Annotated in this window: 18 protein-coding genes; 13 read left to right on the forward strand and 5 right to left on the reverse strand. The window is 49.2% G+C overall.

Annotation, left to right across the window (positions count from 1 at the left end; translation table 11 throughout):
- Positions 1-10: 10 nt before the first annotated feature.
- From GQS10_RS12540 to GQS10_RS12550, 3 genes are all read right to left on the reverse strand, one after another.
- Positions 11-898, reverse strand: a complete 888-nt coding sequence (locus GQS10_RS12540) for an HAD family hydrolase (RefSeq protein WP_166242638.1) — start codon at positions 896-898, stop codon at positions 11-13.
- A 17-nt stretch (positions 899-915) separates the two neighbouring features.
- Entirely contained in the window at positions 916-1800 is an 885-nt protein-coding gene (locus GQS10_RS12545) for a carbohydrate ABC transporter permease (RefSeq protein WP_166242640.1), read from the reverse strand.
- Positions 1801-1880: 80 nt separating this feature from the next.
- On the reverse strand, positions 1881-2954 hold the full coding sequence (locus tag GQS10_RS12550; protein WP_166242642.1) for a carbohydrate ABC transporter permease: 1074 nt from the start codon (positions 2952-2954) through the stop codon (positions 1881-1883).
- 295 nt (positions 2955-3249) lie between these two features.
- On the opposite strand from GQS10_RS12550, the gene GQS10_RS12555 reads away from it, so the two are divergent.
- From GQS10_RS12555 to GQS10_RS12580, 6 genes are all read left to right on the forward strand, one after another.
- Positions 3250-3777, forward strand: a complete 528-nt coding sequence (locus tag GQS10_RS12555) for a methylated-DNA--[protein]-cysteine S-methyltransferase (protein ID WP_166242645.1) — start codon at positions 3250-3252, stop codon at positions 3775-3777.
- Entirely contained in the window at positions 3777-4169 is a 393-nt protein-coding gene (locus GQS10_RS12560) for a VOC family protein (RefSeq protein ID WP_166242647.1), read from the forward strand. Before GQS10_RS12555 ends, GQS10_RS12560 begins: the two co-directional genes overlap by 1 nt.
- Positions 4170-4355: 186 nt before the next feature.
- Positions 4356-6011: a hypothetical protein gene (locus GQS10_RS12565; RefSeq protein ID WP_166242649.1), complete on the forward strand. Its 1656-nt coding sequence runs from the start codon at positions 4356-4358 to the stop codon at positions 6009-6011.
- Between the two features lie 37 nt (positions 6012-6048).
- Entirely contained in the window at positions 6049-6441 is a 393-nt protein-coding gene (locus GQS10_RS12570) for a YkvA family protein (RefSeq protein ID WP_166242651.1), read from the forward strand.
- A 7-nt stretch (positions 6442-6448) separates the two neighbouring features.
- Entirely contained in the window at positions 6449-6904 is a 456-nt protein-coding gene (locus GQS10_RS12575) for a GNAT family N-acetyltransferase (protein ID WP_166242653.1), read from the forward strand.
- A gap of 18 nt (positions 6905-6922) precedes the next feature.
- Positions 6923-7393, forward strand: a complete 471-nt coding sequence (locus tag GQS10_RS12580; RefSeq protein WP_166242655.1) for an arsenate reductase/protein-tyrosine-phosphatase family protein — start codon at positions 6923-6925, stop codon at positions 7391-7393.
- 90 nt (positions 7394-7483) lie between these two features.
- Here GQS10_RS12580 and msrA read toward each other — a convergent pair whose 3' ends face one another.
- Positions 7484-7999: a peptide-methionine (S)-S-oxide reductase MsrA gene (gene msrA, locus GQS10_RS12585; protein WP_166242657.1), complete on the reverse strand. Its 516-nt coding sequence runs from the start codon at positions 7997-7999 to the stop codon at positions 7484-7486.
- A gap of 18 nt (positions 8000-8017) precedes the next feature.
- The gene (locus GQS10_RS12590) at positions 8018-8497 is read right to left on the reverse strand and encodes a GAF domain-containing protein (protein ID WP_166242659.1); all 480 of its coding nucleotides are present in this window, start codon (positions 8495-8497) and stop codon (positions 8018-8020) included.
- A 234-nt stretch (positions 8498-8731) separates the two neighbouring features.
- Here GQS10_RS12590 and GQS10_RS12595 point away from each other — a divergent pair, with 234 nt between their 5' ends.
- From GQS10_RS12595 to GQS10_RS12625, 7 genes are all read left to right on the forward strand, one after another.
- Positions 8732-10018, forward strand: a complete 1287-nt coding sequence (locus tag GQS10_RS12595; RefSeq protein WP_166242661.1) for a pectate lyase family protein — start codon at positions 8732-8734, stop codon at positions 10016-10018.
- 320 nt (positions 10019-10338) lie between these two features.
- Positions 10339-10857, forward strand: a complete 519-nt coding sequence (locus tag GQS10_RS12600; RefSeq protein WP_166242663.1) for a hypothetical protein — start codon at positions 10339-10341, stop codon at positions 10855-10857.
- Between the two features lie 127 nt (positions 10858-10984).
- On the forward strand, positions 10985-11623 hold the full coding sequence (locus tag GQS10_RS12605) for a sulfite exporter TauE/SafE family protein (RefSeq protein ID WP_166242665.1): 639 nt from the start codon (positions 10985-10987) through the stop codon (positions 11621-11623).
- A gap of 32 nt (positions 11624-11655) precedes the next feature.
- Positions 11656-12036 (forward strand): VOC family protein, encoded by a 381-nt coding sequence (locus tag GQS10_RS12610; protein ID WP_166242667.1) that lies wholly within the window; start codon positions 11656-11658, stop codon positions 12034-12036.
- Between the two features lie 33 nt (positions 12037-12069).
- A complete protein-coding gene (locus GQS10_RS12615; RefSeq protein ID WP_166242669.1) occupies positions 12070-12552 on the forward strand; it encodes a GNAT family N-acetyltransferase in 483 nt (160 codons plus the stop codon).
- Positions 12545-13426: an arylamine N-acetyltransferase family protein gene (locus GQS10_RS12620; RefSeq protein ID WP_166242671.1), complete on the forward strand. Its 882-nt coding sequence runs from the start codon at positions 12545-12547 to the stop codon at positions 13424-13426. Before GQS10_RS12615 ends, GQS10_RS12620 begins: the two co-directional genes overlap by 8 nt.
- Positions 13426-13956: a YfiT family bacillithiol transferase gene (locus GQS10_RS12625; protein ID WP_166242869.1), complete on the forward strand. Its 531-nt coding sequence runs from the start codon at positions 13426-13428 to the stop codon at positions 13954-13956. Before GQS10_RS12620 ends, GQS10_RS12625 begins: the two co-directional genes overlap by 1 nt.
- Positions 13957-13958: the final 2 nt, after the last annotated feature.

Raw genomic sequence — 13958 nt, forward strand, 5'->3', positions numbered from 1 at the left:
TACACTCCTTTTACCGCCTTTCGGCAGTGCGATATTGTTTCAACAAAGTTAGAAACTGGGTAAGATCCTCCAAGCTTCGCAGACGGGCATCCCATGGCGTTTCGTCCGCGCTTTCGTAAGGCGAAACCCAGACGCAGCGTCCGCCGAGCTGTTTGATTGGATACAGATCATTCCAAGAATGATCGCCGATCGTCAATATTCGCTGCGGCGAAATGCCAGCCGCAGCGGACAGCGCAGCCGCATATTGGTCCGCGCCGTGAGGCTTGCCGCCGCCGTACACGACTTGGTCGAAAGCGTCCGCCAAGCCGAGCCGCTCGACAAAAGGAATGGCGGTGGGACCGGGAGAATTCGTCATCAGCGTCAAATGAACATGCCCTCGCAGGCTGCGGACCGCTTCCGCGGCATCCCGGCAGCGGGCGAATGTTTCCTGATCCGTCGCCATATCCTCGCGGATCCGGTAAAACGCATCGCGCCTGCGGGGCTCCGGCACGCCGATGTGGGAGGCGATGGCGCCGACCACACTCCACGCATCGCCGAGATACTGCACCTCGTCGAGCGAGTGCTCGGCCATGTGCCTGAGGCGGCTTTGCCCCGGATCGCCTTCCCAAGAGAAGGCGTCCTGCACCGCGCCTTGGCTGTGGCGAAGGCCGAGCCGCTCCGCTCTGCTGTAGAAATGCCCGATGCGCAGCGGATGCGCGCCGCTTAAGATTCGTTCGGCTTCGTCCTGCCAATGGGAGGCCTCGCCTGCCCACTCCGTGCCTTCCAGCAAATATTCAATATATTTGCGGTAAAACTGCTCGTCCTGATACAGCGTTCCGTCAAGGTCGAACAGCACCGCTTCGATCTCCTGCAGCCAATCCCATGTCTTGTCAGTTGTTTGCTTCACTTGCTCCGTCAAAACCTCACTCCGTTCCCTTATCCTTTAATCCCTGTTGCGGCGACTCCCGTATGGAACCAGCGCTGCGCTGCAAAGTACAGCCCGATAATCGGCAGCACCGTAAAGGTCGCAGCAGCCATCAGGTGATGGTAATTCGGGCCTTCCTCACTGACAAAATACAGCAGTCCGACCTGCAGCGGTCGCAGCGATTCGCTGGATGTGATCAGCAGCGGCCACAGCACGCCGTTCCACTTGCCGATAAACCCGAGCAGCGCCGCCGTAATAATACCAGGAGCCGATAGCGGCAGCAATACGCTCCACAGGTAACGGAAGTGACCCATGCCGTCAACTTGAGCAGCCTCCCAGTACTCTTTTGGCACCGAAAGGAACGATTGGCGCAGTAAAAAGATCGAGAAGGCGTCCGCCAGAAAAGGCAGCATCATGCCCATATAGCTGTCGTAAAAGCCTTGCCCGCCTTCGCCAAGCCAGTCGTTTCCGCCTGCGAACGGAATGTGGCGCAGCGTGACGAAATTCGGGACCAGCGTAATATCGTAAGGAATCATCATCGTCGACAGCACCAGCAGGAAAATGAGCTGACGCCCGCGATAGGCGAAATGCGAGATCGAGTATGCAATCGGAATGCAAATCGCAAGCTGAAGCAGCGTCCCGAGCCCGGCAATAATGATCGTATTGTAAAAATAGCGCCCGAACGTCGATTCCGGCTTCATCCAGGCATGCGCGTAATTTTCAAGCAGCCAGGATTCCGGAATAATGACCGGAGGGAGCCGGTTGATTTCCTCCGCCGACTTAAACGAGGTGAGCAGCATCCAAATAAAGGGGAACAGCGAGGCCGCCGCAAAAGCAAGCACGAGTAAGGTCGCGATGGTCCACCATACGCGGGAGCTTGCGGATGTTCTAGTCATGACTTCCCTCCTGCTAATTGGTTTCCGTTACCAAGGTGATGAATATCGAGCGAATCACAAGCCGTGCTATCGAACTGCAATTAATGCTGGTAGTGCACCTTTTTCTCGCCAAAACGGTACTGGATCCAGGTCAGCGTCAGCACAATCGTAAACAGCACCATCGAAACAGCGGCGGCGTAACCCACCTGACCGTATACATAGAAGCTGCGGAAAATGTACAGCGGCAGCGACATCGTCGTACCGAGCGGGCCGCCTTCGCCCCCGGAGAATACATAAAACGTGTTAAACGACTCGAACGCGCCGATCACCGACACGATCGTCAGCAAGAAAAGCATCGGCGACAGCAGCGGCAGCGTCACGTGGCGCATAAGGTGAACCGTGCGCGCACCGTCGATCTTCGCCGCTTCATACAGGTCGGCCGGCACATTGCCGAGCCCGGCCAAAAAGATCACGATGTTAAAGCCGATGCTGTTCCAAATCGTGAAAATCATAATGACAATGAGCGCATAGGTCGGCCCGCCAAGCTGCGCCGGAAGCCATTCCGGCCAAGTGCCGCCGAACGCCGTAACGAGCTTCATCCCCACCGGATCGGGATCGCCGAGCCATTCCTGCTTCGGCAGCCCGAAGCGTTCCAAGGCTCCGTTAGCCACGCCGACGCTCGGGTGGAAAATCCATTTAAACACCAGTGCCGCAGCCACCTGAGAGGTGATGTACGGGAGGAAGAAGATCGTGCGCAGCGCGCCCATGCCTTTTCGCTGTTGAAATAGGTAATAAGCGATGAAGAATGAAATCATGATCGCCGGAGGAATAGTGCCGATGGCATAATATAATGTAACGAGCAGGCTTTGCCCGATCGGGCCGAGCTGCCAGCCGAAGGTAGGGTCCTTATAGATCAGGTCCTCTGTAAAAATCCGGACATAATTGCCGAGGCCGATAAACTGCTCCGGCACGAAGCCCCATTTCCAAAGCGAGATCCATGTGCCGAATAAGAGCGGCCAATAGCGGAAGAGCACGAGCAGCAGCAGAGCGGGCAGGGCGTAAGCGATCCCGATTAACGCCTGCCTGCGTTTCAGCTTGGAGGTACGCAGCCGTTTTTTAGGCTCGGTCTTCCGTTTGGCGGGGTTCAGCTCCAGCGCGATGTTGCGGAAAAGCATGTCCGTTCTCCTCTCTATCTTGGGAATTACTTATAGAATAGAGTTGAAATGTTAATAGGAAATTAGGATAATATGTAGGTTTTGTAGAGAGAGTGTTGTGTTTTTTACGTCGTTTTACATTTGTTTCGATGAAACGGGCATGTTTTGCCCGGAAACGGTCAATTTAGTGAAGAAAATGTGGATGTCGATGGAAAAATAGAAACATTTGTTCTTAAAAGCGGTTTGTATTATAGTAAGTAGTAAGAGGAAAAAATGTATAGAACGATTGGACAGGACATTAGGAGGCGGAGGCAAGGTGGAAACTATCTATTGGTCGGACGCGGTTTTCGGGGAATGGGAGCTTCAGGCGGCCGCGACGGAGCACGGCTTATGCTGGATCGAATTTGACCGCTCCTCTCTGGATTCGCTTCAGCGTTGGGCGGCAAGCGCCGTGCCCGGTGCAGTGCTGGTTCGCGACGAAGAGAAGCTGGCGCCTTATCTTGCGGAGCTGCGGGAATATATCGCAGGGGAGCGCATCTCGTTTACCGCGCCGCTCGACCTTCGAGGCACCGCGTTTCAGCGGAAGGTATGGGAGCAGCTTCGCGAAATTCCGTACGGCGCAACCTGCAGCTATGCGGATATTGCGCTGGCCATCGGTTCGCCCAAGGCGGTTCGTGCCGTCGGTGGGGCCAATGGGAGGAATCCGGTGCCGATTATCGTTCCCTGCCACCGCGTCATCGGCAAGAACGGCACTCTCACCGGTTATTCCGGCGGGCTGCATTTTAAGGAAAGGCTGTTGAAGCTGGAGCGGGAAGGTGCAGGAGGTGCACGGGCGGGTCTATGATGAAGGTGCAGGGCTTTAACCATATTACTCTTACGGTGAGCAGCTTGGAGCGATCGTTATCTTTTTATGTAGATATTCTCGGAATGCAGCTCGTTCATCGGGGGGCAAAGGATGTGTATCTGGAATGGGGCAGCGCATGGGTATGCCTGCTGGAGAGGCCGGATTTGGGGCGGGCAGCTGAGCAGCAGCTTGGAGTGGACCATGCGGCGTTCACGATTGCAGAGGAGCATTTTGACGAGGCGGTTCAGGTGCTGCAGGACAAGGGAGTAACGATTGTTCGCGGGCCGATTAATCGCGGGACAGGGATGGCCGTTAATTTCCTTGATCCTGATGGGATCCAGCTGGAGCTGCATACGTCGACGCTGGCGGATCGGATGAAGGTTTGGTCTTGATAGGAAGTGTCTTTGAAGCACGCGGGCGATGACCTGCGTGTTTTTTCTTATTGCCAAAAAGGTGCCGGAGCATGGATACTGTATGGTAAGATTTTTTAAAAGAAGCTGAGATTGGATTTCGTGATTTGCTGTGTTGGACATTAATTGTGGATAACTTCGGTTCGCGAAAACGGGGAGAGCAGAAACGTGAATCAATGGACAAAACGGTTCTTTTGGATAGATCGAAAAGGTGTGCTTGCAATGGGAGTTATGGCAGCTGTGCTGCCTTCTCTATTGGCTATTGCAGGTGCGGTGACGTTGGCGTGCGGGGGGAAGCTGAACATACTGACTACGCTGCTCGCCATGGCGGGTACGGCTGCTGCGGGTTGGAGGTTTGCGGGAAAGGAGCAACGGAAACGAGCTTTGGCCTGCTTCGGTTTGCTGCTTTTGTTTGTGGGGCTCGCGTCCTGGTGCGTGTATGATTTGTCGTATGACGGACAGGCGTACCATCAAGAGGCGGTTATTCAGCTTGCGGGAGGCTGGAATCCCTATGGGGACGCCCCTCTGCAAGAGGATACGAAAAATCCGCCGTGGGTATGGATTAATCATTACGCCAAGGGGCCATGGCTGGCTGCCGCTGCTATTTACGCTGCAACGGGATTCATTGAGATGGGGAAAGCGATTAACCTTCTGGCGCTTGCGGCATCCGGGCTGCTTTCCTATATTGTGCTTCGCGAAAAGCTTTCCGCAAGAGTTTCTGGTATTGGCGCTGCGTTGATCGCCTTCAATCCGGTGAGCTTGAATCAAGTGTTCACGTATGGAAACGATGGGCTCATTTCTTCGCTTATGATTGTTTTGGCAGCTCTCTTGGCTCTTGCTTACTGGAAAAGCCGCGCGATGCTGATCCCTGCGACCTTGGTCGTCCTGTTGCTAGTAAACATCAAGTTTACGGCGGTTGGTTACGCGGGACTAATTTGCGCTCTTTATGTCATTACGCTGATGCTTGGCCGAAAAAAGCGGGTTGTCCCCGTTGTTGTGCTGGCATTGGCCGGAGGTGTGGGGCTTGGGGTGCTGGGGTATAACCCCTACGTGACGAATTGGCTGGATCACGGCCATCCGTTTCACCCGCTGGCGGGGAGCGAAAAGGTCGATATTATCCGCTCAAATATGCTGCCGGCCTATGTAGATTTACCGGTTTGGGAGAAAACGGCGCTGTCTTGGTTTGGGGAATCGAGCAACCGGTTTGGCGAGTATCCGAGGCTGAAGGTTCCGTTCGCGGTGCTTCCTTCGGAGCTTGCGGCCATGGCCGGCGGAGACACGCGGATCGGCGGTTTTGGTCCGTGGTTTGGCGGGACGTTATTGCTTTCTGCCGTGCTGCTGGCCGCCGGGTGGCGAGGGATGAACCGCAGCGCAAAAAGAGCGTTCCTTCTATTTATGGCGGGATTACTTGCCTTAATCTTTGTAAATCCGGAGCCGTGGTGGGCCCGTTATGTACCGCACGCTTGGCTGCTTCCGCTAGCTGTTTGGCTCTGGATGATGGCGGGAGAACGCTTGGGTTCGTTTGGGATGAGGCTTAGAAGCATGCTCATCCTTGCGATCACGGTTAATGCGCTGCTGGCGACGCTGCCGACCGTCGGCTACACGGCATATCAGAATACGGCGTTGCGCTCGGAGCTTGGAGCATTGCGGCAGCAGGTGCAGGTGTCAGGCGAACATGCTGCGATTGAAGTGATGTATCGAAATATGGCATCGAATCGGGTGAGGCTTGAGGAAGCGGGAATAAGAACAAAGGTAACGACGCTTGACGGCTGCGCGTCGCAGGTAGTGCTGACCTCATCGGATACGGTTTATTGTAAGCCGTAACCTTTCAAATAAATTACGTTTCGGAGGAAGGTGCAGGATGGCGGCCATCGGTCGAATGAAACAGTGGGCACGGACAGTAAAGAAACAGCTGTACGTGCTGTATTTTGCATATCGTGACGAACGGACAGGCTGGTTTGCCAAGCTTTTCACTGCATTGGTCGTTGCTTACGCGTTCAGCCCGATCGACTTGATTCCGGATTCTATCCCTATTTTAGGCTATCTAGACGACGTCATCCTTGTGCCGCTAGGGGTCATGCTTGCCCTTAAGCTTATTCCGAAAGGAATACTGATCGAGTGCAGAGTAAAAGCCGACGAGCTGATGCAGCAAGGCAAACCTAAAAATTGGCTTGCCGCCGGGGTCATTGTTTTGATTTGGGTGCTTTTGTTTGTTGGGGTTGTGATTTGGGGGTACCAATATGTTGGGATGTGATGATTGTATGATCGAACTATTTGAATTGAACGACAAGAAAAAAAGCTTAGATGAGCTGACAGCATACGTATGGAGTAAGTGGGGGACGACGAGTAATTTTTCATTTTATCAGGACTGTATGCTGCACTCCCTTACCAAGAGCTCCGATGTGCCAAAGTTTTATTTTGCCGCAGATGGGGAAAAGGTCGTAGGATGCTTTGCCTTATTAAGAAGTGAATTAGTTTCCCGCCAAGATTTAACCCCTTGGTTCGCTTGTTTATTTGTTGAAGAAGAGTATAGAGGCCATAGCCTTGGGGCGAAGTTTTTACAATATGCAGCAGAAGAAGCTAAGAAGTTCGGATACGAAAAGCTTTATTTAAGTACCTCGTTAGAAAACTATTATGAGAAATATAACTGGGAGTACATGGCGGATTGTAATTACTTCAACGGGGAGAAGACGAAGGTATATGGTAAGGAGCTGTAATAAGAGAGGTGGACACTCATGCACATTCTTTTTCTTTGCACCGACAATTTTACAAGAAGCATTATTGCGGAATACTGCCTTAAACATTATATCGAGAAGCATTCACTAGACCAGATTGCTGTTTCATCGGCCGGTATAAGAGCCACTAGCGATGTAAGTAAATACTCGAAAGTACATTTTGAAATCTTAAAGGACATGGGGATTGACGCATCAAGCTGGGGGCGGACTCCGTTTCAAGATTCATTTTTTGAAAAATATGATTTCATCATCGGGATGAGCGAATTACATAGGGAATATATTCGTGAACATTATCAGAAGGACATCTATTTGTTTAATGAGCTGTATAAGAGGCAGACAGCTCCTGTAAATATCGGCTCGCCGGACAGTGAGGATTTTGAGGAGCAGATGAAGCTGCTGGTGAATTACATCCATGATGCAATGCCGGAGCTTGTAAACAACATTTTGGAAAAGAAGCATCGTGGCTCATGATATGTAATTGACGATTCCTTCGGCTATCAGTATCCGTCCAACAGGTGCGGGGACATGCCCCCGCAGCCTATGGATGGTGGGACGGGTAGGCTATTTCCAGTTTTCTTGAATAAACTGATCGCGACCCGACTTGTCCCGGTCTTCCTTATAATGCTTCGGGTTCTTTTTATGATAGTCTTGATGATACTCTTCGGCAGCATAAAACGTCTCGGCCGGCATAATCTCCGTCACAATAGGCTTCGTGAATAGGCCGCTTGCCTCCACTTCCTTCTTGGATTGCAGTGCCAGCTCACGCTGCTGTTCGTTATGATAGAAAATTCCCGTTCGGTATTGCGTACCACGATCATGGAATTGTCCGAATGCATCCGTCGGATCGATTTGCTGCCAATAAAGCTCCAGCAATTTCTCGTAAGGAAAAAGAGCGGGATCAAACGTGATTTGTACTGCTTCCGCATGCCCTGTTGTCCCCGATTTTACCTCTTCGTAGGTAGGATTCTCCTTCGTTCCTCCGGTATACCCTGATACAATGCTGTGGATCCCCGGTAACTCTTCAAACGGCGTGACCATGCACCAAAAGCATCCGCCTGCAAAAGTAGCTTTTTCCATAACGTGTAATCCTCTTCCTTATATGTAGTTCACTAATGTCGTTACAAATTGCTCCAGGCCTTCCTGGTCGTTCTCGTCGAATCTGTTTTTGATGGGGCTGTCGATATCCAATACGCCAATGAGCTGGCCGTCTTTGAGAATCGGAACGACGATTTCCGACTGGGAGGCTGCGTCGCAGGCGATATGACCCGGAAAAAGATGGACATCGTCCACTCGAATGGTTTCCTTCTTTTGCGCAGCGGTACCGCATACGCCCTTACCGATCGGAATCCTTACACAAGCAGGCAATCCTTGAAAAGGACCAAGGACAAGCTCCTCCGACTTCAAGAGATAAAAGCCGACCCAATTCACATCGGCTAAAAATTGGTTCAGCAGCGCCGAAGCATTGGACAAATTCGCGACCGAGTCGCTTTCGCCTTCCAGCAGCGCTGAAAGCTGCTTGATTACCATTTGATAATTTTCCTGCTTACTTCCTGCATAGTCTTCTTTATGAAACATGCTCATTCCCGCCTTATTTTTAAGATAACCTTATTAGAATATCATAGAAATCGCTTAAATAATTGACCGTTGGAGTTTTTTATCTTAAAAGCTCGTTTAGTGTATCCCGTTTCGATTTATAGTAGGAATATCAAACTATGAAAACCAGTATATGGAATCATGTATATTCATATGCGTTCATGTAATATTTGCCTTGTACACAAACGAATCCCAATTTACTCACAGGAGGTTAACATGAAGAAATACAGTCTTGTTCTATTATCTGCGGGAATATTGACACTTTCAATCCCCTTTTCCGCATCCGGCAGTACCGCTGCTGCCATTCCATTAGGGAAACAAGTTCTAGCCCCGGGTGACGGCTGGGCTTCGGAAGGTCGTGGGACGACCGGCGGCTCTGCTGCATCGGTTGTTCAGACGGTGACAACCCGCAAACAGCTAGTCGATGCCTTGACTGCTGGCGGTTCAACGCCCAAAATCATCGAGGTGTCGGGTGCCATTGATTTTAATGTAGATGATCACAATCGTCCGTTAACCTTCGAGGATTATATCGAGGGAACTCCATATATAAGCTATGAAAAATATTTTGAAGACCTCAAGAATGCTTCAACCAAAGAAAAGGCGGAGGGAGACCGCACCGCTGCCCATAAAAAGCAGGAGGCCCGTGTGCAGGTAAATATTCCTTCGAATACGACGATTGTCGGTAAACCGGGTACGAATGCTGCGATTATCGGAGGTAATCTGATTATAGGAAAAGGCAGTGACAATGTGATTATCCGTAATATCGAGTTCAAGGATGCGTATGACTATTTCCCGAAATTCGAAGCTAATGATGGGAAAAACGGTGCGTGGAACGCATATTACGATAATATTTCCATACGTGGTGGCACGCATGTGTGGATTGATCACTGCACCTTCAGCGACGGTGACCGCATCGATTTGGAGAATCATACTATTGAAAACCGGAGATTGCAGCATCATGATGGGCTCGTCGATATAGGGGGCGGATCCGATTTTATCACGTTATCGTACAACCACTTTTACAACCATGATAAGACGATGATGATTGATGGCACCAAGCCAAAAGAAGACAAGCACATTACAACTCCCATTCGTGTAACACTACATCACAACTATTTCGAAAACTTTGGTCAACGAGCACCTAGGGTTAACGATGGTCAGGTAGATATTTATAATAATTTCTACAAGGCTTCTAAAAGCAGCTCCAATGGTTATAACTATAAGCATTCCTGGGGTTATGACGAAGGGGCCTTGATGTATGCAGAGAACAATGCATTTGAAATATCCGGAGAAACCAAGATCGCAAGTAATCAATCAGGTATTCGCCAGCCTATAGTTTTATTTGACAAAGGAACCTTACTCAATGGAAAAAGAGTGGAGGTCGATAAAAATGAGGATTGGGCTTCCAATGTAGGCTGGCAGCCGACGCTGCGCCTAAATGTACAGCCGACAGCAGAGGTGAAGTCTACTGTAACCGCAGAAGCGGGAGCGGGTAAGCTGTAGTTCGCCGAGCTTTTTTACCTTTTTACGAGAATCAATAATTCATCCAAATCAGCGTCAGTGGGACATTATTCACGTCCAGCCAGACGCTTTTTCTATTGCATAATCAGGCCAATGTAAAAACGTTGGGGAATTTAAACTTCCCCTAGATTTACAGTACCATTTCACCCGGAATTTGGTAGTATGGAATTATAAATCTTGTTAAGAAGGTGGTCCAATCGCAGCGGTCTACGGATCGATTTTGCCTGAGCATGAAGCATTTATTCAGGAACAGCAGTTATTCTAAGAATTAATATAAATCATGAAAAGTAAGGTGCCTTCGAATGAGCGAATTTAGCAGCAGCTTTCATTTAAGAACAGAACGTCCGCAAGACGCCATTGACCTATTACAAAATGCCGGTAGCACAGGCTTTGTGTTCCCAGAAACGAATGGATGGGTAACCTTTTTGGCGGATGGCCCGGCGTTTCATATGGAGGATTCGATCATCTCCTACAATCCTGGAATTCTCATTCATTATACGTATATGGAAGATCACGGTTGGAGTCTGCAGATTTATAGCAAGGATGACCTTGTTTTTGATTATAAATGCGACTGGACAGATGAGCTTGTGATTGAAAAAGGTGAGTTTGATCTTGATCTCTTGAGAGAGCTAATCATCCGGCAAGGAAATTCTGCTGAGGGCTTGGAAGCGATTTTCGAATTGGACGAAAGCAGCTATCATTTTGAGGCCCCACCCGCCTATGTAATTGCTCAGAAGCTTGGACTCGGTTACTACGAATGGTTGTCCTCAGATAATATCGGAAATGGGGAACATTACGATAATATTGTTGCGGTGAAATAGAACAGATAGTTATTTGTAATTGAAATTTCTAGTAAAGGCAAGTTCTTTAATGGAGCTTGTATTTTATATCCAATAAGAAAACTGGTGGCATAATCAGGCAAAATGTCACCGAATCGGGGGAGAACAAGTGAATTGTTTTCATCATCAAGAGCAGGCATCAGAATTTGAATGCTCGCAATGTAAACAACATTATTGTAATGAGTGCCGGGATCATTTTTTTTCCGAATACTGCACGGTTTGCAGCGAAGAAAAAACGAAATTGTATTTACGTTCGCATCATAAGGCAGAACAAAACAAGCAGTTATGGCGGAATGGGCTTGGATGGTATCAGATCATCAGCGGTTTAATCGGAGCTGCTATGATGATTATTGTGTTCTTGTTTTCAATAAAAATATCCAGTTTTTTGTCTGCCGTAATCTTGATTCTTCTGTTTGGAATCTTTTTTGGACTATATTTGTTGGTCGCCGCTGCCGGTTATTTTATTCTAAAGGATAAGAGACATGGTAGAAAATTAACGGTATGGGTACAAGCCCTGCAAATTCCTAGCTTCAGTATTCTTGGACTCTCTTATAAGTTTATAGCGGGTTTGTCAGTGTCACTTGGCTTGCAGCTCGTTCCTAATCTAAATATGGGGTTGAATTTTTATATTTTAAATCAATTTAATTTATCCTTTTCAAACGGCCATCATCAATTATTTTTATCCATTAATATCGTGCCGATTTTGATCTTATATTTTTTATATAAAAATAGAACCGAATACCGGTAAATCAATTTAGAAAAGAAAGGATGAGGAAGTAGGTGAAAGTAGAAAGCTTGGATCATTTGGTGCTGACCGTTGCTGATTTGGAGAAGACGATCCGTTTTTATACGACGATGCTCGGTATGGAGGAAATTACATTCGGCGAGAACCGGAAGGCGTTGGCATTCGGGAATCAGAAAGTCAATTTGCACGAACGAGGAAAAGAGTTTGAACCGAAAGCGAAAACGCCCTGCCCGGGATCGGCGGATTTATGCTTCCTTACGTCAATTCCTATTGAGGAAGTTCATGCGTTTCTGACCGAGTACGGTGTGTCTATCGAGGAAGGTCCGGTCATGCGGACGGGGGCGGTCGCCAAGCTTCGTTCCATTTATGTTCGGGATCCAGATGAGAATCTAATTGAAATTTCGAACCAGCTTTAGATGAAGGAATGATCTGAATAGGGGGAGCGATACATGTACACTCATCGGCCGGTGAATTGTAGTGACTTTGAAGAGATCGCTCTTTTTCCTCAAGATGCGAGAGAGTTATTTTTCATGTACCCGAAAGGGATCTATCCGTTAACCCCGGGCCAATTAGAGGAAGCGGCGAAAAGCCGAGTAAACGCTACGGTGATCCTGAGTGATAAATACATCGTAGGATACAGCAATCTGTATGATGTAACGGAGGAAGAGTGTTGGCTGGGGAATGTCATTATTCACCCTAACTATCGGAGTAAGGGAGCAGGTCGGTACTTAGTTGAGACGATGATTCATATCGCAAGAATGGAGCTGAAAATAAAGCATTTTCGGCTGGTTTGCCATAACATCAACACAAAAGCGCTGTTGTTTTACACGAAGCTGGGCTTCAAGCCGTTTGACTTGAAGATTATGCAGGATCAGTATGGCAATGAATTGGTGGGGATTAAGCTGGAAGCGGGGACATCGGTTGATGAGTGACTCATTTGATCAAAAGCTGGGACTAGACCAGACGAAACGGTATCTGGATCGGCTTGGTCTAGAGATCAGCGCGCCAACAAAGCATTTTTTATTTGCGCTTCATCGGGAGCATGTTTCGAGAATCCCATGGCAGACGGTCGATATTTTTGCAGGAAAGCCGACCTCGATCGATCCCAAGCACTCCGTTCCGCATATTGCGAGCGGTGGGAGCGGGTACTGCTTTCATTTGAACGGCGCTTTTAGCTCCCTTCTGCAGACACTGGGATATCGAGTTTTCCTGCATCGGGCGGGAGTACAAGCACGCGGGACGGAGCCGAGGGTAGACTCCTTTCATTTGGGGCTGTCGGTCATGCTGCCCGATAAGGAAGGCAAAGATCAGCGCTGGCTGGTCGATGTGGGCTTGGGCGATATGCCGTACGAGCCGCTTCCGATTGCCGCCGGGCATTACCATCAGTCTCCCCACACGTATAAAATCAGCGATTCTAAGGTTGTTGAGCAGGGGTGGAGGCTGGATCACGATCCATATGCCTCCTTTCCGGGTGTAGATGTTGAGGAGGCGGAAGTGCAGGGTATTGACTATTTTATACCCAAGCATGAGTATTTGAGCACTTCCCCGGATTCGGTGTGGGTAAACCTGCTTCTGGTACGAAATCGTCAAGAGCAAGGCAGTAGGGAGCTGCGGGGCTGTATTTTCAGTCAACGTGATCCTTTAGGAATTGAAAAAAGAGAGGTTACGAGCCGAACTGAATGGTTTGATTTGTTGGCTGAGGTTTTTGGGGTGAAGCTGGAGCAGTATGATCGGACTGAGAAGGATGAGCTGTGGTCGAAGGTGATCAAAAAGCATGCCGAATGGAAAAGGAGCGTGCGGGTGTGATGCAATCGCAGCGTTTTCCCATCGGTGAATTTAAAGCGGGTGATATGGTGTCGGAACAGGATCGTGCACGTTACGCCGTTGAGATCAGTCGTTTGGTTCCCAATCTTCGAGCACTTGTCCACAATTATACCGTGGAACAAATCGAGAGCTCTTATCGGCTGGGAGGCTGGACAGTAAAGCAAGTGATTCACCACATGGCAGATAACGATACGAATGCCTACATACGGATGAAGCGGGCTTTGACTGAGGAGGAGCCGCAAGCCCACTCATATCGGGAGGAGCTTTGGGCCGAGTTGAATGATTATCACGATACTCCGATCGAAACATCGCTTGTTCTGTTGGAGGCGCTCCACCAACGGCTCATTAACGTAATTCAAGGTATGGAACCGGCGGATTTTCAAAAAAGACTGCATACGAACGCATTAGGGTGGATTTCCATAGATACCGCAATACAACGGTTTATTTGGCATAATAGGCATCACACTGCACATATTCGTCTTGTTCAGGAAAGTCAGGAAGGGGATATGTAAAA

The sequence above is a fragment of the Paenibacillus turpanensis genome (assembly GCF_011421635.1).
Lineage (GTDB): Bacteria > Bacillota > Bacilli > Paenibacillales > YIM-B00363 > Paenibacillus_AK > Paenibacillus_AK turpanensis.